Annotated in this window: 18 protein-coding genes; 12 read left to right on the top strand and 6 right to left on the bottom strand. The window is 65.8% G+C overall.

Features of this window, described 5'->3' with window-relative positions:
• Positions 1–73: 73 nt before the first annotated feature.
• The 3 genes from RUW20_RS12450 to RUW20_RS12440 form a co-directional block, all read right to left on the bottom strand.
• Positions 74–1,411: a TAXI family TRAP transporter solute-binding subunit gene (locus RUW20_RS12450; RefSeq protein ID WP_313952551.1), complete on the bottom strand. Its 1,338-nt coding sequence runs from the start codon at positions 1,409–1,411 to the stop codon at positions 74–76.
• A gap of 121 nt (positions 1,412–1,532) precedes the next feature.
• Positions 1,533–2,507: a quinone oxidoreductase gene (locus RUW20_RS12445; RefSeq protein WP_313952550.1), complete on the bottom strand. Its 975-nt coding sequence runs from the start codon at positions 2,505–2,507 to the stop codon at positions 1,533–1,535.
• 207 nt (positions 2,508–2,714) lie between these two features.
• Positions 2,715–4,898, bottom strand: a complete 2,184-nt coding sequence (locus tag RUW20_RS12440) for a UvrD-helicase domain-containing protein (protein WP_313952549.1) — start codon at positions 4,896–4,898, stop codon at positions 2,715–2,717.
• Positions 4,899–5,257: 359 nt separating this feature from the next.
• Here RUW20_RS12440 and RUW20_RS12435 point away from each other — a divergent pair, with 359 nt between their 5' ends.
• The 8 genes from RUW20_RS12435 (at position 5,258) to RUW20_RS12400 (ending at position 16,553) form a co-directional block, all read left to right on the top strand.
• Positions 5,258–6,037: a FecR family protein gene (locus tag RUW20_RS12435; RefSeq protein WP_313952548.1), complete on the top strand. Its 780-nt coding sequence runs from the start codon at positions 5,258–5,260 to the stop codon at positions 6,035–6,037.
• 109 nt (positions 6,038–6,146) lie between these two features.
• Positions 6,147–7,925, top strand: a complete 1,779-nt coding sequence (locus RUW20_RS12430; RefSeq protein WP_313952547.1) for a CHASE2 domain-containing protein — start codon at positions 6,147–6,149, stop codon at positions 7,923–7,925.
• A 42-nt stretch (positions 7,926–7,967) separates the two neighbouring features.
• The gene (locus tag RUW20_RS12425) at positions 7,968–8,660 is read left to right on the top strand and encodes a DUF599 domain-containing protein (protein ID WP_313952546.1); all 693 of its coding nucleotides are present in this window, start codon (positions 7,968–7,970) and stop codon (positions 8,658–8,660) included.
• A 4-nt stretch (positions 8,661–8,664) separates the two neighbouring features.
• A complete protein-coding gene (gene rarD, locus RUW20_RS12420) occupies positions 8,665–9,567 on the top strand; it encodes an EamA family transporter RarD (RefSeq protein WP_313952545.1) in 903 nt (300 codons plus the stop codon).
• 194 nt (positions 9,568–9,761) lie between these two features.
• On the top strand, positions 9,762–10,379 hold the full coding sequence (locus RUW20_RS12415) for an MliC family protein (protein ID WP_313952544.1): 618 nt from the start codon (positions 9,762–9,764) through the stop codon (positions 10,377–10,379).
• A gap of 151 nt (positions 10,380–10,530) precedes the next feature.
• Entirely contained in the window at positions 10,531–11,085 is a 555-nt protein-coding gene (locus RUW20_RS12410; RefSeq protein ID WP_313952543.1) for a plastocyanin/azurin family copper-binding protein, read from the top strand.
• A 67-nt stretch (positions 11,086–11,152) separates the two neighbouring features.
• Positions 11,153–11,779, top strand: a complete 627-nt coding sequence (locus tag RUW20_RS12405) for a LysE family translocator (RefSeq protein WP_313952542.1) — start codon at positions 11,153–11,155, stop codon at positions 11,777–11,779.
• Positions 11,780–11,852: 73 nt separating this feature from the next.
• Positions 11,853–16,553, top strand: coding sequence for a toll/interleukin-1 receptor domain-containing protein (locus RUW20_RS12400; RefSeq protein ID WP_313952541.1), 4,701 nt, complete (start codon positions 11,853–11,855; stop codon positions 16,551–16,553).
• Between the two features lie 66 nt (positions 16,554–16,619).
• Here the strand turns inward: RUW20_RS12400 and nhaD are convergent, their stop codons facing one another.
• On the bottom strand, positions 16,620–18,080 hold the full coding sequence (gene nhaD, locus RUW20_RS12395) for a sodium:proton antiporter NhaD (RefSeq protein ID WP_409559354.1): 1,461 nt from the start codon (positions 18,078–18,080) through the stop codon (positions 16,620–16,622).
• Between the two features lie 269 nt (positions 18,081–18,349).
• On the opposite strand from nhaD, the gene RUW20_RS12390 reads away from it, so the two are divergent.
• The gene (locus RUW20_RS12390; RefSeq protein WP_313952540.1) at positions 18,350–18,496 is read left to right on the top strand and encodes a hypothetical protein; all 147 of its coding nucleotides are present in this window, start codon (positions 18,350–18,352) and stop codon (positions 18,494–18,496) included.
• Positions 18,497–18,717: 221 nt separating this feature from the next.
• Here the strand turns inward: RUW20_RS12390 and RUW20_RS12385 are convergent, their stop codons facing one another.
• Together RUW20_RS12385 and RUW20_RS12380 are read right to left on the bottom strand one after the other, a co-directional pair.
• Positions 18,718–19,320 (bottom strand): response regulator, encoded by a 603-nt coding sequence (locus tag RUW20_RS12385; protein ID WP_313952539.1) that lies wholly within the window; start codon positions 19,318–19,320, stop codon positions 18,718–18,720.
• Complete coding sequence (locus tag RUW20_RS12380) at positions 19,313–20,890, bottom strand: ATP-binding protein (protein WP_313952538.1); 1,578 nt, start codon at positions 20,888–20,890, stop codon at positions 19,313–19,315. Before RUW20_RS12380 ends, RUW20_RS12385 begins: the two co-directional genes overlap by 8 nt.
• A gap of 267 nt (positions 20,891–21,157) precedes the next feature.
• Between RUW20_RS12380 and RUW20_RS12375 the strand changes: the two genes are divergently transcribed.
• The 3 genes from RUW20_RS12375 to mnhG are packed head-to-tail and all read left to right on the top strand — an operon-like array spanning position 21,158 to position 22,313.
• On the top strand, positions 21,158–21,637 hold the full coding sequence (locus RUW20_RS12375) for a Na+/H+ antiporter subunit E (protein ID WP_313952537.1): 480 nt from the start codon (positions 21,158–21,160) through the stop codon (positions 21,635–21,637).
• Positions 21,637–21,921, top strand: a complete 285-nt coding sequence (locus RUW20_RS12370) for a monovalent cation/H+ antiporter complex subunit F (protein WP_313952536.1) — start codon at positions 21,637–21,639, stop codon at positions 21,919–21,921. The genes RUW20_RS12375 and RUW20_RS12370 overlap by 1 nt, the downstream gene beginning before the upstream one ends.
• Positions 21,918–22,313: a monovalent cation/H(+) antiporter subunit G gene (gene mnhG / locus RUW20_RS12365; protein ID WP_313952535.1), complete on the top strand. Its 396-nt coding sequence runs from the start codon at positions 21,918–21,920 to the stop codon at positions 22,311–22,313. The genes RUW20_RS12370 and mnhG overlap by 4 nt, the downstream gene beginning before the upstream one ends.
• Position 22,314 lies beyond the last annotated feature (1 nt).

Here is a 22,314-nt window from a genome sequence, read left to right as displayed (position 1 = left end):
AGGTGCCCGGCCAGATTGATCGCCAGTGTCGATTTTCCGGAACCCCCCTTGGGATTGGCAATCAGGAAGGATTTCATCCTCTATTTTCCTTGTCATGGGTCGTGTCAAGCTGTTGAAGCTTGTTGCGAACCAGGTTGATGTGCTCGCGCAAAGTGTAAAGCAGATCGGTGAAAGCCAGTGGGATGTTGCGTGTGTTGGCGTCGTCCTCGATGCGATCGAGGCGACCGACATACTCCGCGTGGCGTTGTCGATCGTACTCGTGGCGCAGATCGTTTTCGAGGAACTTCAGGTCACCATAGCAACGGAAAATCTTCGAGCGCACGCGCCACCTGTAGATCGCTGGCGCGAACTTCAGCAGCGGCAGCGACAGCATGACCAGCGGCAGGGCCATGACGAACAGTCGCTCGACCAGCACCGCCAGCCAGAAAGGCAGATAGCGCTGCAGCAACGGTGGCCCGGACTTGTAATAACGCTTGGCGTCGTCGGAGAGGGCCAGGCTCTGGTCCTTGTACGCCGGGAACTCGCCAGCCTGCTGGAAAAAGCCGCTCTTGCCGTTGACTTCGGTCATCGCCTGCAACAGCAGATTGGCCAGCGCCGGATGCAGGTCGTCGCGAACGACGACATTGGCGGTGGTCGCCAGCAACACGGTATCTTGCGGCGGCACATCCCGCACCAGATTCACCACTCCCTGCGGCAAGACGATCTTCGACAGGAAGGGAAACAGCCGCAGATAGGCATCGGCCTGGCCGAAACTGAGCACGCGCAGGCCAGGCGAACGCAGCAGTACCTGCACCACCGGCGCTTCCTGTGCGGCGACGATGAAGACGGCATCGATCTGGCCCTGCTGCAGGGCTTCGGCCGCGGCCAGGCTGCCCATCGACAGCAGCTTCGGGCTGCGCGGCGGAATGTCGTTGGCCGCGAGCAGCTGCAGTGCCAGCCCGCGGATGCCGCTCCCCTCCTCACCCACAGCGATGCGCTGCCCGGCAAGCTGATAGAGCTTGGTGATCGGCTGGGCAGCGCGATAGAAGACCCACACCGGCTCGTACGAAACGCTGCCCAGTGAGCGCAGATGACTCGAGTCGGGGTCGTTCGCCGGCGGCACGATACCGCCCTGGACGAAGGCGATATCGGCCTCACCCCGATCAAGCCGCGCGAGGTTCTCGAGCGAACCTGCCGAGGTCAGGATTTTGAGCGTGATTCCCTTTTCGGCCAGCAGCGGCGCGTAGCGCCTGGCATAGGCGTAGTAGGCGCCCGCTTCGCCGCCGGTGGTGATGGTCATCTCGCGCGGCGGCTCGGGCTCGACGAACTGATAGGCGACGACCAGGCCGATCGCCGTGATCAGGATGATCGGCCAGGCGGTGGCCAGCAGGTAGCGGACGGCAACCAGCCTCAGGCGCAGGCGCTCCATCATCCTGAAAACCGCTGCTGGAGGCAGTGCCGCTGCCGCCACCGTGGGCGCCGCAAGACCCCGAGACGCCAGCGAGTAGCCAGCTTGCCGCGCGCAAACGAGTGCTCAGATCTGGCCGCCAAAGTCACGGCTGCAGGATGGTCGACCCGGTAAGCTTTCGCGCTGCCAGGTCCCGGTGCGCGTCGGCCACCTCGGCCAGCGCGTAAGTCTGATTGATCTCGATCCGGACCTTGCCCGAGACCACGACTTCGAACAGCTCCGCGGCCAGCGCAACGAGTTCATCGCGCTTGGCCGTGTAGTGCATCAGGGTCGGCCGCGTCAGGAACAGCGAGCCTTTCTGCGACAGCAGCAGCGGGTCGAGCGGGGGCACCGGACCAGAGGCGTTACCGACGCAGACCATCATGCCGCGCGTGCGCAGGCTGTCGAGCGAACCGGCAAAGGTGTCCTTGCCGACGCCATCGTAGACCACCGCCACCCCGTCGCCGCCGGTAATCTCGCGCACCCGCGGGGCAACCTCCTCGCGCGTGTAATCAATCACCTGGTCGCAACCGTGGGCAGCGGCCAGCGCCGCCTTGGCGGCGCTCGAAACGGTGCCGATCACCGTCGCCCCCAGCGTCTTGGCCCACTGGCAGGCGATCATGCCGACGCCGCCGGCGGCGGCGTGGATCAGTACCGCATCACCGGCCTGCACGCGATAGGTTCGGCGCAGCAGATAGGCGCTGGTCAGTCCCTGCAGCATCATCGCCGCAGCAGTGCGAAAATCGATCGCCTCGGGCAATTTCAGCAGGCGATGGGCAGGCAGGCAACGCACCTGGCTGTAGGCGCCCACCGGGCCACCGGCGTAGGCGACCCGGTCGCCAGCGCGCAATTCCGTCACCCCGGCACCGACCGCTTCGACAACCCCCGCCGCCTCGAGACCGAGGCCGCTGGGCAGGGACAGCGGATAAAGGCCGCTGCGGTGATAGATGTCAATGTAGTTGAGGCCAACGGCCTGGTGACGCACGCGCGCCTCACCGGGCGCCGGATCGGCGTCCTGCACCTCCTCCCAGCGCATGGTTTCCGGCCCACCGGTCTGACGGATACGAATGGCAAAAGACATGACGATCTCCTTCCCTGACGTGGCCCGATAGTCTAGTGCGCTGCCCGCTTTTTGAGCAAGCGCAAAAAATAGTCGAACCACGCTGCGACTTGCCGCGTTGAGCGACAAACCGTCCACAGGCTTATCCACACAAACGGTGGGCAATTAACCATCGCGCCTGCGCGGCTGTGCACGGGGGCCGAAAACAGCCCCCGGCACACCGTCGTTTCAGGCCGGCGTCAGCTTGGCGTACTCCAGGGCCAGCCACTTCATGCCGCCACCGGAGCCAAAATTGACCTGCACCCGTGCTTCGGGTCCGGCACCTTCGGCCGCAACGATCACCCCGAGGCCGAAGCGTGCGTGGCGGACATTCTGGCCGATCCGCAGACCATTGGCCGACGGCGCCTGTTGCCAGCCACTGCCGGCCGCTGCCGGAGCCGTTGGCTCGCTGGCAACACCGCGGTTGATCCGGCGCAACAGTTCGGCCGGCAATTCCTCGAGAAAGCTCGACGGCAGGCAGTACCGCGTCTGTCCGTGCAACATCCGCGTCTGCGCGTGCGTCAGGTAAAGGCGCTGACGCGCACGCGTCACGGCGACGTACATCAGCCGCCGCTCCTCCTCGAGTCCTTCGCGTTCCTGTGCCGCATTTTCGTGCGGGAAAAGCCCCTGTTCGAGGCCGGTGATGAAAACGACGTCGAACTCGAGGCCCTTGGCGGCATGCACGGTCATCAACTGCACCGCCTCCTGCCCTTCGCCGGCCTGGTGCTCGCCGGCTTCGAGCGAAGCATGGGCGAGGAAAGCCGCCAGCGGCCCGCCATCCGGCACGCTATCGCCCTCGGCCAGGGGCTGGTCGTCCTCGTGCAGAAAACTGGTCGCGGCGTTGATCAGTTCGTCGAGGTTCTCCAGTCGATCCTGGCCTTCCTTGTCGACCAGGTAGTGCTGGCGCAGGCCGCTTTGCTCGATGATGCGGTCGATCACCTCCGGCAAGGGAAGGTCCCGGGTTTCGTTGCGCAAGGTTTCGATCAGGCGGATGAATTTCGCCACTGACGCGCCGGCCTTGCCGGCCAGACTGGCAGCCGCGTTATAGAGGCTCGAATTGACCTGTTGTGCCGCCTCCTGCAGCGCTTCGACGCTGCGCAGCCCGATCCCGCGCGTTGGGAAATTGACCACCCGCGCGAACGCCGTATCGTCGTCGGGGTTGGCGAGCAAACGAAGATAGGCCAGCGCGTGCTTGATTTCCTGTCGATCGAAGAAGCGCAACCCGCCGTGAACGCGATACGGCACGCCGAGCCGGAACAACTCGTGCTCGAGAACTCGCGACTGCGCGTTCGAGCGGTACAGCAGCGCCACCTGCTGGCGAGAAACCCCGTCGCGCAGCAGTTCGGAAATCTCCTCGACGATGAAGCGCGCTTCGGCGATGTCCGAATAGGCCTCGAAAACCCGGATCGGTTCGCCGGCGCCGGCTTCGGTCCACAGGTTCTTGCCAAGGCGACCGCGATTCTGCTTGATCAGCGCATTGGCGGCGTCGAGGATGTTGCCGTGCGAGCGATAGTTCTGCTCCAGGCGAATCACGTTCGGCAGTTCGAATTCACGCTGCAGATCACGCATGTTGCCGATCTCGGCGCCGCGAAAGGCGTAGATCGACTGGTCGTCGTCACCGACGGCAAAGAGGCAGGCACCGCCCGACTCCGACTTGACAGCAGCGTGTCCGGCGAGCAGCTTCAGCCAGGCATACTGCAGGCGGTTGGTGTCCTGGAACTCGTCGACCAGGATGTGCCGGAAGCGTGCCTGATAGTGATGGCGCAGCGGCTCGTTGCGTTGCAGCAGTTCGTACGAACGGAGCAGCAACTCGGCAAAGTCGACCACCCCTTCGCGCTGGCACTGCCCTTCGTACTCGGCATACAGTTCGACGCGGCGGCTGGTATAGCTGTCGAAAGCCTCGGCCTGCGCCGCACGAATTCCCTGCTCCTTGTGTGCGTTGATGAAGTGCATCAGCTCGCGCGGTGGATATTTCTCGTCGTCGATATTGAGATTCTTCAGCAGGCGCTTGATCGCCGCCAGCTGGTCCGACGAATCGAGAATCTGGAACTGTGCCGACAGCCCTGCCTCGCGGTGGTGGGCGCGCAGGAAGCGGTTGCACAGGCCGTGAAAGGTGCCGATCCACATACCGCGGGTATTGATCGGCAGCAGCGCCGCGAGGCGGGCCTGCATTTCCTTCGCTGCCTTGTTGGTGAAGGTCACCGCCAGGATGCCCGGCGCTCCGACCTGCCCTGTGGAGATCAACCAGGCGATGCGGGTGGTCAACACCCGTGTCTTGCCGCTACCGGCGCCGGCGAGAATCAGCGCGTGCTGCGGCGGCAGCGTGACGGCAGCCAGCTGTGGTTCGTTGAGATGGGCAAGCAGGTCAGACATGGGCGGGATTCTCTGGCGAGGCAAGCCCGATTATAGCCGGCGCGCTTGTCCACCCGCTGCAGCCATTGCCCCCGGGTGCCGCGAAGGACGTGAGCAAAATCCGGCGGCCATAGCGCCCACCTGCGCCGACTGCCCGGGCAAACTGCACCCGGCTCGGAAAAACGCGGCGTTTGTCTTTGCTGGCGGCTCTGAATATACTCGGGATGTCGTTCCGCAACTCTTCGGTCGACAACGTCACTCGCTGGCCAGAGAGATCAGACCCATTCGCCCCGGCCTGGTCGGCACGAGCCGCTGCTTACCACGTGCGTCCGGTAGGCAAGCGGTTTCGCAGGACTTTCAGCGCGATGGAGGGCGTTCTCATGGCCGCAAGCAGACAGAGCAGCACGACTTCCGACGGGCCCGCACTTGTGCACTGGCTTCGGCTTGCGTCGGCCCTCCTTTTCTGCCTGGCGGTGGGCGGCTGTGCCGGGATTACCCTCAATGTCGTTCAGAACGGTCAGTTGGTCGACAGCGGCACGATTGCCGGCGTCGATGTCATTCGCAAGGGTGTCCGCTCGCAGGCGAAACACAATATGCCCCTGGAAGCCGGCGACGAGGTCCAGACCAACGCGCAATCGACCGTCGTACTCAGCTTCGCTGACGGCGCCAGAGTCTACGTTCAGCCGAACACCCATGTCAGGCTGGGCTCGATTTTCGTCTTCATCGGCGAGGTTCTGGTCAAGGTCAAGGGCTACTTCGCGGTGCAGACCGAGTATGCGACGGCGGGTTCGGAAGGCACCGAGTACCTGGTTCGGGTTGACCCCGAGCAGCGAGTCAGGGTCGTCGTCGCCGAAGACCGCGTCGGCGTGACGTCCAATAGCGGGCGCTGGACCAGAACCTCGATAGGGGCCGGGCAGGCGGCGTGGCTGGCCGGCCCGAACCTGGTCGAAGTCGGGCAGGTGAGTTACGCCGAAGTCGAGGACATCCGCAAACGCATACGCGAGCTCGATGCACTGGCGCCCAACCGCTCCAACCTTGGCACGGCGGCGCTGATCGGAGGAATATTCGCCATCGGCGTCGGCGCAGCGACCATGGGATCGCCGGGAGACGATGATGTCGGCCGGCAACCCCCGGCGCGCGCACCACGCCGCGAGCAGTGATGATCGACCGGGGTGGCCAGCGCGGTCGGCGGCGACGCAGCGGCCGCTGTCCAGGCTGGCGGCGCTTCTCGCATCCACTGGCGCAAGGCTGAAAGCAAGCGCTTCGCCCGTGGAGAACGACGGCCCCAGGCTGTTCATCAGCTATCGCCGCGAAGACAGCGTCGCCTACGCCGGACGGCTGTACGATCACCTGAGCGAGCACTTCGGCGCCGATCGCGTGTTCATGGATATCGGCCAGATCGCACCGGGCGACGATTTCGTCGCCATCCTTGACGCCAGGATCAAGGCCAGCGATGTCGTTATCGCGCTGATCAGCCGGGAATGGTTGACCGCGCACAACGAGCAGGGCCGACGACTCGATCAGCCCGACGATTTCGTACGCTACGAACTCGCCGCGGCACTCAAACAGGGCAAACGTCTGATCCCCGTGCTGGTTGGCGGCGCGACGATGCCCGATGCGAAGGAACTGCCGGCGGCAATCGGCGCGCTCGCCCGCCACCAGGCGCATGAACTCGACGACACGCGCTTTCAGTTCGACCTCGACGCGCTGATCCGCAGCATCGAGCACCGACCCTCGCTGCTCGGCCAGTTCGCCCAACTGATGAACAGCGAACGCTGGCGCAAGTGGCGACGGGTTACCGCCGGCAGTGTCGCGCTGCTGATGGCGTTTTTCGCCTGGGTGCAGTTGTTCGACGCGCTCGGCATCGATACGCGCCTCGAGAGCTATACCATGGCCCTCGGCGACCTGATCGCCAGCGTGCCGGTGAGCAAGGACATCGTGATCGTCAGCTTCGATCAGAAATCGGAAGCCCGCCTGGGTAGCTTCGGACCGGGCTGGCGCCGCGAACACGCCCGCGTCGTTGACTGGCTGGTCGATGCCGGTGCCAGAGCCATCGTCTTCGACGTCTACTTCGAGCAGTCGAGTGCGGCCGACGGCGAGCTGGTCGCGGCGATCAGCCGCGCCCGCCAGCGCGGAACGCGGGTAATCGTCGGCGTCAATCGCCTGATCGACCAGCAGCCCGCGGCTATCCCCGGCCTGGCCGGGGCCACCGACACCTGGGGGCTGCTTTGTGTCGGTGGCCGGCTCGGCTATGCCTCGGTGGCGCCGATCGCTGCGCTGCGGCTCGCCGCCGCCAGCACGCTGGAGAAGCCGCGCGTCGATCCGGTCACCGGCAAGTTCAGCGCCATCGGCACGCTGGCGGCTGGCGGCATGACGCTCGCCGTGGACGACAGAATCCGGGAACTGACGGTGGTCAGCGACGCCGGCAAGGTGCTTTGGCAAGGGCCGCTGCAGCCCGCCAGAACACGCGCCGACCGCTCCGGACAAGTGCGCAATGATTGCCCGCTGCTGGCTGACGGCGACCTGGTGGCCGCGATGCTGATTCGGCTGGCGCCGATTCAGGCCTGGCGGGAGCCACCGCGACGTTTCGATTATGAGCAGATCAGCGGACCGGCAGCGACGATTGCCAGCGGCCAGTTCGCCGGCAAGATCATCCTGATCGGCGACGGGCGCACAGGCAGCGACCAGTTCCAGGTTCTCCGCGGGCTGGGTTCGGAATGGCGTCACGGCGTCGAGTTGCACGCGGACATGGTCAACAACCTGCTCGAGGGGGTGCACGTGCGCGGTCTGGATCCCCTGCTGCAGTGGCTGCTGATGGTCGCCATGGCCGCCGCGGGTGGCGGGCTTCGCCTGTTTCGGCCGGCCATGCGACCGCTCGGGCGGCGCTTGCTGCTCGCCGCCTCGCTACTGCTCTACCTGGCACTGACGGTGCTGATCTACGCCGGCCACGGCCTGCTGTTCAACAGCGCTTACCACATCGGCGCATTTCTGCTCAGCTACTGGCTACTCGGAAAACTCACTGCGGCCACAGTGGCCACTTCCGACTAGAGCGCAGCCTGTCGGCGCCGCATTCTGTGGCAAGATGAGTCGATGCGCGCGCTGCAGAATCTATCGACCGTCGACTGGCTGGCCCTGTCAACTTTCCTGCTTTGCTGGGGAGGCTACACCTGGTTTTCCGAGCATAGTCGCTGGTGTTGCAAGGGTCTGATCGGGCATCTGCACAGCTACCGGCAGGAATGGGCCAAGTGCATGCTCGAGCGCGAATTGCGCATGAGCGATGCGGCGCTGATCGGCAACCTGATGGGCAGCGTCTCTTTCTACGCCAACACCACCATCTACATCATCGCCGGCCTGGTTGCCGCGATGGGCGCAGCCGACAAGTTGCTGAGCTTTTCCGCCGACCTGACGCTCGGCAGTGCCGGCAGCCGCGAACTGCTCGAAATCAAGCTGATGCTGGTGCTGGCCAGCTTCGTCTACGGCTACTTCAAGTTCACCTGGGCCCTGCGCCAGTTCAACCTGCTGTCGATTCTGATCGGCGCGGCACCGATGGGCCAGCGCGAAGATCCGGAAATCAAACGCTACGCGCGCCGGGTGGCCGGCGCCCACAACCTGGCCGGTGATGATTTCAATCGCGGCATCCGCGCCTACTACTTCGGCCTGGCGGCGTCTGGCTGGCTGCTCAGTCCAGTGGCTCTCGGCGTGCTTTCGCTGAGCATCCTGATCGTTCTCTATCGGCGCGACTACCGCTCGGCAACGCTCGACATCCTGCGCCCGGAGCCCTGAGCCGATGAGCACCGACCGCCAGTTGTCCGGTATCGGGTTCGGGCTGCTGGCCTATGGCATGTGGGGCTTTTTCCCGCTCTTCTTCCGGCAGCTGTCGCACGTCTCGCCAATGGACGTGTTGAGCAATCGTGCGGTATGGGCCTGCGTTTTTGTCGGCCTGCTGCTGACCCTGCGCCGACAATGGAGCAAGGTCGGCGCGGTTTTCCGGACCTGGCGCCACCTGGCGATGCTGGCGCTTGCCGCGCTGCTGATCGGCAGCAACTGGCTGGTCTTCCTGTGGGCGGTCGCCAACCAGCAGGTCCTTGCCTCCAGCCTCGGCTATTTCCTGACCCCACTGGTCAACGTCGTGCTTGCTCTGGTCGTCCTCAAGGAGCGGCTCAACCGGCTGGAATGGATCTCGGTCGCCCTGGCCCTGCTGGCGATGGCCAACGAAATCATCGCCCTCGGCGAGCTGCCGTGGGTCTCGCTGATCCTGGCCGGCACCTTCGGTACCTACGGCCTGGTGCGCAAGCAACTACCGGTCGACGCCCTCTCCAGCCTGTGGCTGGAAACGCTGGCCATGCTGCCCGTCTGCGGCGCCTACGCCCTGTGGCAGGAACAGCACGGCCATCTCGTGTTCGGCGGCCACGACCCGGCCACCACGCTCCTGCTGATCAGCGCCGGGGCGATCACCGCCCTGCCGCTGATCGCCTTCGCCGCCGCCACCAAGCGGCTCGACCTGGCTGCCGTGGGCATGCTGATGTACATCAATCCGACGCTGCAGTTGGTCACCGCGGTGTGGATTTTTGGCGAGCCGCTACGCAGTGGGCAGCTGCTCAGCTTCGCCTTGATCTGGCTTGGCCTGCTCGTTTTCAGCTGGAGCGCCTGGGGGAAATATCGCGCGGTGGCGCAGTCCGTGCGTGGCTGATACGGAGCGAGGAGCAGACGCCAGCTTGTCAAACAGCGTCGCCTCGGCGGACAATCACCTTTCGTCCCGGCAAGCGCTTGGCGACGGCAGCGGCGGGCCCGCTTTCCGACAGCGAAAAGCGGGCGGCCGGTGCCGTCAAACGCATCGGCAGAGCGCGCGATGGCCGCCGGCAACAGGACTACGGGAGAACCACCATGAGCAGCTACCGGTTCAGCGTCATATTCAGTTCAGCGGCCCTCCTTTTCGCGCCTTTCGGCTGGGCCAGCGTCCCCGAACCAGCCCCGGTACCGCCCCTCGACTGCCGAAAACTGCCTAGCGGCAGTATCGACGAACTGGTCTGCAAGGACGAAGGCCTGTCCGCACTGAACAGCAAGATGACGCAGGTGCTTGCCGAGGCCCAAGCCAGGGCTGTCGACGAACGCCCATCGCTGTTGAAGGCATCGCAGCGCGGATGGCTGCGGGAACGCAATGACTGCTGGAAAAGCCGCAATCGGCAGCAGTGCGTCGACAAGAGCTACCGCTGGCGGATCGCCGAGTTGCAGGCGACCTATGGCCTGGTAGCCGCCAACGGCCCGGTCAGCTATCGCTGCGAAGGTTCACGGGCGAGCGAAGTCGTGGTCAGCTTCTTCCCCACCGACCCGCCGACCCTGATCGCCAAGCGTGGCGACAAGAGCACGCTGATGTTTGCCCAACCAAGCGCCAGCGGCACCAAATACCAGAGTCGCAACGAGTCGCTGTGGGAACACCAGGGTGAGGCGATGATCGTCTGGGGGCGCGGCCACCCGCCGATGCGCTGCAAGCCAGGGCCATGAGGACGCCGAGCTTGCCGGCAACTTGCCGGTGTGGCCGGGATCGGCATCAAGCCTCCCCGGTCGCGGGCAGTCCACGGCGCCAAGCCCGCAACCTTGCCCGGGGCACGATGTCCGAAAGCGTATCAGCACACCACAACCGGAGGTGAAAGACATGACCCAGCGCGAACTGCGGCAAGACCTGTTTCGCACCTTGTGCGCCCGCCAGCAAGCATCGGCCACAAGAGGCTTTCTCTTCGCTCGTCGAACGGACGAGAGCACGGCGCGAGCGCTGGGCCGGCGTTTTCTGGCAGCGCTGTGCCTGACTTTCGGCGTCGCCAGCGCGCACGCCGCCGACATCGCGATCGAAATGCTCGACACGTCGAAAGACGGTCCGCTTTCCTTCGAGCCAGTGTTCGTCAAGGCCCAGATCGGCGACACGCTGGTTTTCAGCCCGTCGAGCAAGGGGCATACGACGGAAAGCCTGCTCGTCCCAGCCGGCGCCAAACCCTGGAAGAGCGGCTACGACCGCGAAACCCGGGTCACCCTTGAGCAGGAGGGCGTCTACCTTTACACCTGCGAGGCGCACCGCCGGATGGGCATGGTCGGCGTCGTGCAAGTCGGGAAGCCGGTCAATCTCGAGGCGGCGAAGGCCGCCGCTGCCGCGGCAGGCGCGCAGTTCGTGATGAACAAGGATCGCTTCGCCAAGGCACTGGCGCAGGTCCGCTGATTGCGCCGCGCCGATGCGCTGCCAACCGGGCCGTGAGCCCGACCGTCATTGATGCACGGAGCGTCGCATGCCTGAAGCCACCTGGCTACTTTTCGTTGCCGCCTCGCTGCTCCTGATAGCGACTCCGGGGCAAGACATGATTCTCGTCATGTCGCGCTCGATCGCCCAGGGTCCGGCCGCCGGCATCGCCACTGCCGCCGGCGTAAGCGTCGGCCTGATTGGCCACACCGTGCTGGCCACGCTTGGCCTGGGCGCCATTCTGCGCGCCTCGGAATGGCTCTTCGTCGCACTCAAGCTGGTCGGTGCCGCCTACCTGATCTACCTGGGCATCGGGCTTATCCGAACCCGGAGCGCCGAACTCGTGGTCGCGGTCTCGGCGCGCCGTTCGATGGCGCGAATGTTCGCCGACGGCGCCTTGTCCAATATTTCCAATCCGAAGATCGCCATCTTCTACTTCGCCTTCCTGCCGCAGTTCGTGTTGCCGAACGCCACCCGGCCGACGCTGACCATCTTCGTGCTCGGCCTGTTGTTCGCCCTGCTCACCTTCTGCGTCAAGGGTCCGGTCGGTCTCTGCGCCGGCATGCTGTCCGGCTGGCTGCGCCGGCAGCCGACGGCCCTGTTGTGGCTCTACCGGTCCAGCGGCGTCATTCTCGTCGGCCTGGGCGTTCGCCTGGCGCTGGAGCGTCGCCAGTGAGGGCGATCGAATAGCGCTATGGCCGCAGGCAGCACGCCCGCTCCTGACAACTGACCGACAGCGATGAGGCCCGATGCCCGACACGCCCGTTGACCTGTTCATCAGCTACCGCCGCAGCGACGCGGCGGGGCACGCGCGAGCGCTCTACCGCGACCTTTGCCGACGCTTCGACAAGCAGGGCATATTCTTCGACCGTGCATCGATCGAAGCCGGCGCGGTCTTTCCCGAACGGCTGCGCGAAGGCGTCGACGCCTGCCGCGTTCTGCTGGCACTGATCGCTCCCGGCTGGCTGGAGGCGAAGGACGCCGCTGGCCGGCGCCGGCTCGACAGCGCGGACGATTTCGTCCGCCAGGAGATCGCGCACGCGCTGCAACTGGGGCGCAAGGTGATCCCGGTGCTGTTCGACGATACGCCGGTGCCCGAAGCGGCGCAGTTGCCGGCGCCACTGCAGGGCCTCGCCGCCTGCGACGCCCTGATGCTGCGCGGCAAGAACTTCGAGTACGAGGTGCAGCTCGACGAACTGGTCCGGCTGCTGGCCGCCGTGCCGGGGATGCCGGCAGCGCTGGCCCCGACCGCCGGCGTGCTGGTCGGTAGCGGTCTCGATTTCGACGTCTACCGTGGCCGCGGCTACCTGCCGATTCGCTTGCGCGCACCGTTGCGGGCGCTCTTCAAGCCGCTGATCGACGATCGCACGCGCCTCTTCGCCGGCCGCCGGGAAGTGTTCGAACGCATCATGCAGTTCGCGGCCAGCGACCACGGCGGCTACCTGGCGATCACCGCGCCGCCCGGCTTCGGCAAGACGGCGCTGATCGCCAACCTCGTCGCCGCCACTCCCGAGGCTTTCGCCTATCACTTCTTTGCGCCGGTCTACGGCGACCAGACGCTGGACGAGAAGTTCTTCCTGCAGAACGTCGTGCAGCAGATGGCCGCCTGGCACGGCCACCACGCCGAGCTGCCGGAAACGCTCAACGAGCTGCGCGCCCTGTACCAGGAGTTCGTCGACACGCCGCTGGAACAGCAGCAGGTGCTGCTGCTCGACGGTCTCGACGAGGTCACGCAGTGGCAGCTCGCGCCCTACCTCAGCCGCCGCCTGCCCGCCCATCTGCACCTCATCGTCAGCGTGCGCGACATCGGCCAGGACTGGCGCAGTGACTATGGCCTGCCCGCCGACCAGCTCACGGCATTACCCCTCGGCGGCCTCCAGGGCGACGAAATCCGCAGCCTACTTGCCGGGCTGGGCGAAGCCGGCGAGCGCATTGCCGGCGACCCGACGCTGATCGGCCACATTGTCGAGCAGGCCGCCTACCAGAATGACCCGGCGCTCGGCGCCGACCCGTTCTATGTCCGCTTCCTCGCCGAAGACGTGGCCAATGCGCTACTCTCGCCCGCGCAGATCGCCGAGCAGCCGAAAGGGCTCGACGCCTATCTCGACCGCTGGTGGAAGCAGATCGTCCAGCTCGCCGGCGACGCGCCGCTGCGCGATCTCTTCGGCACCCTGGCCGCCGCCGTCGGCCCGATCGCGCGCAGCGACCTGGAGGCGCTCAACGCCAGCCTGCGCGACGACTGGGCCGGTGATTTCTTCGAGCAGGTGCTGGCGCGCGTGCGCCGGCTGGTACGGCAGGACAGCGGCGGCCGCTACGGCCTGGCCCACCCGCGCCTGCGACACTACGTCGCCGACCCGCGGCGGATCGGCAAGATCAACGACTACCGCAGCCGCCTGCTCGACTACTGCCTGCGCTGGCGCGAGCATCGCAGCCCCTACGCCCTGTCGTTCCTCGCCAGCCACCTGGCCGAAGCCGACCGCCTCGACGAGCTGGTCCAGCTGTTCACCGGCGAGTGGATCGCTGCCCACTGGTCGGTATTGCGCAGCTTCGGCGCGCTGATTGCCGACCTCGACCGTGCCGCCCGAGCACAGCTCGCGGCGCCAGCACCTGACTATCCGCGCGTGCTGGCGCTGGTCGTCGCGCGGCAGACCGCACGCGAGCTGATGCTCGGTTTCCCCGACGAGATCTACCAGGCGTGGACGGCACGCGGCGAGATCGAACGCACGCTGGCCTGCCTCGCCGCCCTGGGTAAAGCCAACGGACGGGCGATCGACCCGCTGCTGGCGGTAGCGACCCGGCTGCTCGATAGGCACCAGGCCGGCGCCGACGAGCACGAGCTGCGCGCGGCGACCCTGCTGCTGCAGGTGATCGATCAACTGACGCTGGTCCGCCGGGTCAACGAGCAGTATCAGGTGCTGGAGAAGCTGGCGGCACTGTTGCCGGTCGGACGCGGCCTGCCCGAGCCGCAGCGCGCGTCGCTGATTCGCCAGGCGATAGCCTTCGCCGAAAATGCCGATGACCCGGTGCTGCGGGCAGCCGGCCTCGGCGCCATCGCCACTGCCTTGCGCACATCGGCGCCCGACCGTGACCTGGCCAGCGCCTTGCTCGCTCGAGCCCAGACGGCGCTGACGGGCATCGAGTCCGCCGCCGACCGCGCTTTCGTCCTTGCCAGCCTGCTGCCGGCACTGCAGAGCCTGGCGCCCGAGCAGGTCCTGCCGGCGCTTGAAGACCTCGCCGGGCAGGGATCGGTGCTGCTCGAGCACGGCTCGCTGGGCAAGAACCCCTTGATCGCACTGCTGCGCCGCTGGCGTCCGGAAGCGTGTGCGCAGCGTGCAGACGCGGTCGCGCTGCTCTGCCGCTTCGCCGAACTCTATCTGGCCGAGTCGATCGGCGATTACGCTGGCGTGGCGCTGTCGGAAATCGTTCCCGATCTCTGCCGCCTGGGCGACCAGGAGCGCGCGCTGACACTGATCGAACGCTGCTGGCAGAGCGACCCCGTCGAAGGGGCGCGCATCGTCAGCTACGCGGTCGACGCCCTGGGCGAATTCTTTCCCGCCGAGCTGCCCGGGTGGCTGGCCACCGCCAGGGATCTGAGCGACCCGTCGTATCACCAAATGGCGATCAATCGCGAGCTATTCACCGCGTCGCTGGCGAGCGCCTTTGCCGCCACCGGCGACTGGGACGGGGCGCTTGAGCTCACCGCGACACTGAGCGACAGCGAGCGGATCGATGCGCTGGTGACGCTGCTGCGCCAGACGGCAAGGGCTTTCGCGGCCGAGCTGCCGGCCCGCGACGCGATACGCGGGCGGATCATGGCCATGGCCCGGGAAGCCGACCTCAAGGCAGACAGCGCTGACCTGGCCCGGCTTGGCGCCATCGCTGCCCAGACGCAGGGTGCGGGTAGCGACCAGGGAGCCGACACCGAACTGGCCCGGGCGACCGCGCTGTGTCTCGCCGAGATGCCCGAAGGCGACGATGACGAACTGCGCCGTCTGCTGGCGATCGCCCTCTACGAGGACGGGGCCGGCGACCAGGCGCTGGCCGAGTTGCAGCGGCTGACCTGGGTCAGTGGCTTCGCGGCCAGCCTGGTGTTCGTGCTCGACGCCCAGTCGGGCGATGCCGGCCAGCGCGACGCCGGGGTGCAGGCGCTGATGAACGAGCTGGAGAAACGCCGAGACGCCAGCCTTTACGGCGACGCCCTGCGCGCAGTGGCACCGCTGGTCCTCAAGCTGGCGCGAGACGGCGCGCCGATCGCCACTCGGCTGGGGAATTTCGTTGCCGAGCGGATTGGCGAGCTGCGGGTCGAGGAGCAGATCGAGATCCTGGCCACGGTTTCGGCGAGCCTGTGCTACACCGATGTCGATCAGGCTGCCAGCCAGTACCAGCGGCTGCTGGAGTGGTTCGACGCGCTGCGTGCGCATGGCTACGCGATCAGCGCCAACGCTTTCGCCAGGGTCATCGTGCAGCTGGCCGAAGTCGCCGAGCCACTTGGCGAAGGTTTGCTGCCACTGGCAGAAGGCTTCCGCGACTTCGCCGCCGGCTTCACCGAGGCGCAGGACACGATCACCGTGCGCGGCGCCCTCTGCCTGCTCGACGCGCCACAGGGCTGCGAGGTGGTTCGCGCGGCGCTGGAAGAGCTGCTGCCCGCCGTTGCCACCCTGGCCAACGCCAAACCACAGGCGCTGTACATCAGCCGCATGTTCGCCGACATCGTCGGGCGCCAGGCCGGCAGCAACGAAGCGCAGGCCCGGGCGGCAACGGCGCTGGCCGAAGCGGTGGTGCGCTGCGCAGCCCATTGCCCGGCCGAGGCGGCCCAGGTGATGGCGGCCTGCCTCGACCAGGCGCTGGCGATCGGCAACGAAGGCGACCGCGCGCAGGCGCTGATCGACATTTGCGGCAAGCTGCCGGCCGGCCCGCGCGGTTGGCCACAGCGCCTCGAAGCCGCGCTGTCCGCCACGCTGGAGCAGGCGCAGCTCGACGACCCGGATCTGCTGCGAGCGGTCTTCGCCGCTGCCGTCGGCGCACTGTGCGCCGTCGATGATCCCGACGCCGCCGAGCGCCTCGCGCGCCAGACCGACAACCCGTCGCTGCTCGCCGAGCTGCTCGCCGAGGTCGATAGCGAGCGCGAACGGCTCGCCCTCGGCAAGCTGTCGCTGTTCGAGCGCGCCTTCGTCGCCATCGGCAACGGCCAGCTCGCCAACGCCGTGCTGCACTCGGTCAAGGTCGAGAACGACAGCGCCAACATCCTCGCGTATCTTGCGCAAACCCTGGTTTTAGAGCAGTGGGCGACCGAGCGGGAGCGGCTGTTAGCGGAGTTCGTACCGCAGTTCGCTGCACCCTTGCGGGCGCTGCACGGGACTGGCGAAATCAGGCGACTGATCGAGGCCGTGGAAGGACTGGATGACGCTTTCGTGGCGGCGGCCGCAATCGTCGGCGCGGGAAACCGCTAGCAGCTGGCAGGCGCCACAAGACCGTGCCGCCTGCGCCCGCCGGCCACCATCAACGGGCGGCAGCGATCAGGTGAACATCTTCCCGTTGAGCAGGAAGTGCACCCAGATACTGGCCACGTAACCCAGCGCGATGGCCCAGGTCCACTTGAGGTGGGAAAAGAACGTGTAGACGCCACGCGCCTGTCCCATGACGGCGACACCGGCGGCCGAACCCACCGAAAGCAGCGAGCCGCCGACGCCGGCGGTCAGCGTTACCAGCAGCCACTGGCCCACGTCCATATCCGGTCGCATGGCCAGCACGGCGAACATCACCGGAATGTTGTCGACCACGGCAGAAAGCAGACCGACCAGGATGTTCGCCGTCGTCGCACCGAGTTGGCCGTACATCAGTTCCGAACCGAGCGACAGATAGCCCATGGTGCCCAGTCCGCCGACGCACAGGATGACGCCGTAGAAGAACATCAAGGTGTCCCACTCGGCGCGTTCCAGTGACTTGAAGATGTTGTACTGGGCGACCTCGCTGTGTGTCGGCTTGGCTGCTTGCTCACCTTCCGTCGCCATTGCCGTGTCGGAAAAATCCTGGTACGAAACCTGCGGGAGGAAGTGCTGACGCCGTTTGAGATAGTAGCCGTAGAACTTCAGCACACCCAGGCCGGTCATCATGCCCATCACCGGGGGCAGGTGCAGGAAGTTATGGGCGCACACCGCCATGACAATGGTGAACAAGAACAGGCCGACGATGACAAAGGCACCATGCTGTAGCACTGCCTGTTCCTTGACCGGATCGGGTGATGAATTGCCGATGGCCAGGCTCATGATGGCCGCGGGAACCAGCCAGTTCACCACTGCCGGGACAAACAGATGGAAGAACTCGCCAAACTGGACCAGCCCCTTCTGCCAGACCATCAGCGTGGTGATGTCGCCGAAGGGTGAGAAAGCACCGCCGGCATTTGCGGCAACGACGATATTGATGCAGGCGACGCCGACAAACTTCTTGTTGCTGCCGCCGACGGCGATGGCCACCGTGGCCATCAACAAAGCGGTGGTCAGATTGTCGGCGACCGGGGAGATGACGAAGGCCAGACCGCCGGTAATCCAGAAGATGGTGCGCAGGGAGTAACCCTGCGTCACCAGCTTGACGCGCAGCAGATCGAAAACACCGCGCTCGTCCATGGCATTGATGTAGGTCATTGCCGCCAGCAGGAAGAGGAACAGCTCGGCAAATTCCAGCAGATTGTGGCGCACCGCCACCTCGGCGGTATGCGCGTCACCGTGCTGGGCATAGACGATCGCCACCAGGGCCCAGATGATGCCCGCTGCGACCATCACCGGCTTGGACTTGCGCAGGTGCAGGTTTTCCTCGGCGATGACCAGGGCGTAGGCAATGAAGAAAACGGCCAGACCGGCGAAACCGGCCCAGTGGCTGGTCAGGTCCAGCGTCCGCGAGTCGATCGCTCCGGAAGCGAGCGCCGCCAGAGGAAAAAAGAGCGCCATGATGGCCAACAACACACGGGACGACAGCGGCATGATCCTTTTCCTTCGGGTTGGCTGCAATGAACGGACTCTGCACTTTCTGGCGACCTTCCGGGCCGTCGCCAGGCGGAGCACATCACGTCGACGCGCAAACGCCGCACACGGCGACCGCTGCGGTGATCGATGAGCTTTGCGTACGGGTGTTCGTAACGATGAAAGGTGCAAATCCTAACCGAAACGTCATGCTTTGTCAGACTGATTTCAGCACAATCCGCCGCTGCAAGAGCAGTCACCTGGCCTGGACCGGCAGAATCCGCCCCCAGATGGCCGTAAAGTACTTTGACGCTGCTGTCGGTGTCGAGATTCCACGGCGTATTCAGGCCTTCGCAAGTGTTCTCGGCCAGGCGGCGAAAAGCAGGGAGATCGACCCGGAACGACCCTTGCTGCAACTGCCAATCACGTTGGTCTAGTAGTAAGACGCCCAGGAGAGCGATGCAGCCGCTCGCCGCGAACCAGCCACCCTTGTTGCAGGCGACACCCGACCGCGACCGCGAAACGAACGCGCGTCAGCTGAACTGGGCAAGAACCATGGTGGTGCATCTTGCTGCCTGTTCCCGGGTCGACCAGAGGGCCAGGCTGGCGCTCGGCTTCGGGTGCCAGCGACTCCGCATCGCGCCCAGAGAGCCCTTCTTCAGTCGCTCCCCAGGCTATACCTGACCAGTTGCGCGACGCTGTCGACATTCAGCTTCTGCATCACTCGCGCCTTATGCACTTCGACGGTGCGCGGACTGATGCCCAGCTCGTCGGCGATGTCGCGGTTGTGGCCGCCCGCGACGATCAGCTCCATGACTTCGCGTTCGCGCGGCGTCAGCGTCGCCAGCAGCCCGGCAAAGCGGCTGCGCTGGTCGCTCTCGTAGCTGCTCACGCGGAATTTCGACAGGGCGTCGTCGATCGCCGCCATCAGCCTGGCCTGATCGAGCGGCTTCTCGAGGAAGTCGGCGGCCTGTGCCTTGAAAGCGTTGCGCGCCGATTCGACGTCGCCGTGGCCGGTAATGAGGATGACCGGCAGGCTGCAGCCGAGTTCGAGCAGGCGTCGCTGCAGAGCCAGACCATCCATGCCCGGCATCCGGATATCGAGCAGAATGCAGCCGCGCCAGTCTGGCGACAGGGCCTGGAGGAAGCTTTCGGCGTCGGCAAAGATCGCCGTGCGATAGCCGCGCAGGCCCAGCAGCAGGCCCAGAGAATCGCGCACGGAAGCGTCGTCGTCGACGATGAACACCGTCAGATCAGACATGTGAAGGTCTTCCTTCGAACGGCAGCACCAGCCTGAAAACACCGTTATCACCGACCTCCGCCCAGAGGTTGCCGCCGTGCGCCTCGGCGATCGCGCGACTGATCGCCAGCCCCAGTCCGAGCCCGCTTGACTTGGTCGAGTTGAAGGGTTCGAAAAGCCGTGACGCCGCCTGGCCGCTCAAGCCCGGGCCATTGTCCTCGATCCTGATGCAGATCCGGTCGTCGCCTTCCAGCAGCGTCGTGAGACTTACCGTGCGTGCGCCGGTCGGCTGCTCGGCAACGGCGTCGAAGGCATTCGCCAGCAAATTGCGGAGGACGACTTCCAGCTGCGGCCGGTCGACCATCAGAACGCCTTCCGGGATCGACCCCAGAGTAAGCTTGACGCCGGCCTTGGCGGCACGCTCGGCAAACGGCGTGGTGGCGACGGCCAGCAGCTGTTGCAGGGGAACCGCTTCCAGCCTGGTGGTGCCGGAGCGGAAGAAATCGCGCAGTCGGCGCACGACCTCGGCGGCTCGATACGATTCGGCGACCATCAGCCGGATGGTTGCCTTCAGCCGCTCACCGGTTTCACCGCGGGCCAGCAGCTCCTCGCAAGCCGACCCATAGGCGGACAAGGCGGTGATCGGCTGATTCAGCTCGTGCGCCAGCGCCCCGGCCATTTCTCCCGCAGCGGCGAGGCGCAGGGTGTGGCGCAGCTCGGCACTGATGCGCTGCTGCTCGTCGACCACCACCCCGATAAAGAAGCCGGCGAGGACCAGGACCACGGTGACCACCTGGATCTCCAGTACCGTCACGGCGGAGAAACCCTGCAGGTGGACGACGACGATGATGCCGACCTGGATCACCGCCGCGCTCAATACCGCGCCCGCCAGACCTTCCCGCGCCGCCGCCCAGATGATCGGCAGGAACAGCAGGTAGAAGTACTTGAAGTCCGACTCGGCATCAACGCCGACCACCACCCACATGGCCGCCGCCGCCGCCAGCACATAGCCCAGCGTGTCCGGTCGCTTGACGGCAGCCAGCAGCAGCACCCGGCCGCGCTCGTCGAACAGCATCCACAGCAGCGGCATCGACACCAGAATCCCGACGCCGTCGCCGATCCAGTAGTGACCCACCGCCTCGCGCCACCCGGCGCCCGGTACCAGGTCGAGCCAGACCAGGGCAAGCACGAAACAGAGGCTGGTCAGCAGGGTGCCGGCGACGACGATGCCCGCCCACTGCAGCATGCCGGAGCGGTCCGAAAAGATGCCCAGCCCACCGATCCGCCGCCTGAGGATGCCACCGATAGCGCCATACCCCAGCGCCAGCATGGCGGCAATGGCGACCGAGGCGGGCCACGCAGCGGGCAGGCTGCGGACCCAGATTTCCGCCAGCAGCACCGCCAGGGCAAGCGGCAGCGCGGCTCGCCAACCATAGCGCAGCATGAACACCAGAGCCAGCGCGGGGGCCGGATTCCAGGGCGTGATGTAGGAACCATGCAGGGGATGGAAGAAACTCATCCAGTCGAGCGCGACGTAGCCGACGATCAACAGCAGCGCATCGCTCAAACCCAGTCGGCTTGCGGTGGTCATCGCGTCATCCCGCTCGATTCGCTCCAAGGAGCAGCCATTGTGCACCAAGACCGGCGCCACGGTAATTGGTCCGTCTGCGTACGTGAAACACCTAGCGACGTCGGGCGATCCGCGCCGGCACAGGGCTGCACAGGGACCCGCCAGGTGCGGGCAAGCGTACGCGGGAGCCCGAATTTTCAAACGCTGTTGCGCTGCTTAAGATGGGCTCGTCAATCAGGCGCCGCGGTCAACGGCGCGTCCCCCTGAACGTGGCGATGGAGATTCCCCGTGTTCTATTCCCTGAGTGCTTTCGTGGCCCTGTTTTCTTTCTGGCTGCTGCTGTCGGGCTTCTACACGCCTTTTCTGATTTCCGCCGGCGCTGTCGGCGCCTTGTGTGTGCTGCTCTTCGCGCACCGCATGGACGTCATCGACCGCGAAGGACATCCGGCACACCTCGGCTGGCGGGCGCTATTTACCTACTGGCCCTGGCTGCTCAAGGAAATCGTCGTCTCGGCCTGGGACGTCAGCCGGCGCATCCTTGATCCACGTCTGCCGATCTCGCCGACGCTGGTCCGCTTCCAACCTTCACAGACCAGCGAGCTGGGCCTGGTCATCCATGCCAACTCGATCACCCTGACCCCGGGTACGATCACCGTCGAAGTCGAGAGAAGCGAAATGCTGGTGCACGCGCTGAGCGCGGAAGGCGCCGCTAGCCTGGCAGGCAGCGAGATGGACCGTCGCGTTACCCGGCTCGAGGGATCCCGCTGATGTTCTCCGCCGTCACCGTGCTGCTGTTGCTTGCGGTCAGTCTGGCTTTGCTACGGGCGGTGCTCGGTCCGTCCGTCTTCGACCGCCTGCTGGCGACCAACGTCATCGGCACCTGCACGGTGCTGTTGCTGGCCGTGATCGGCTTTCTCACCGGGCGGCCGGAGTTCCTCGACCTGGCTCTGGTGTACGGCCTGCTGAATATCATCGGGACGGTTGCCGTGCTGAAGTTTTTTCGCTACGGCAATGTCGCCGACCCCAGCCGCGAGGGAAAGGCGAAACGATGACCAGCCTGCTGATCGACGGCCTGAGCTGGGCCTGCCTGCTCGCAGGGGGCCTGTTCTGCTGCATCGGCGCGCTGGGTTTGCTGCGCATGCCAGATTTCTACACGCGCATGCACGCCGGCAGCGTCACCGACACACTCGGCGCCGGACTGGTTCTGCTCGGGCTGATGCTACAGGCCGGCTTGACCCTGGTCACGGTAAAGCTGGTGATGATCGGGCTGCTGCTTTTCTTCAGCAGCCCTGCCGCCGGCCATGCGCTGGCCAAAGCGGCCATCAGCCGCGGCCTGAAGCCGCTGCTGGCGGACTCTGACGACACCTCACCGACTTCGCCGCCCCTGGCCACCGACGAATTCGGGGTATCCGTCGACCTGGAGAACGCGCCATCGAAGCCCTGAT

Source organism: Accumulibacter sp. (assembly GCF_032229525.1).
In the GTDB taxonomy this organism is placed as follows: domain Bacteria; phylum Pseudomonadota; class Gammaproteobacteria; order Burkholderiales; family Rhodocyclaceae; genus Accumulibacter.
The sequence above is the reverse complement of the archived record's forward strand: the minus strand, read 5'-3'. Positions and strand labels throughout refer to the sequence as shown.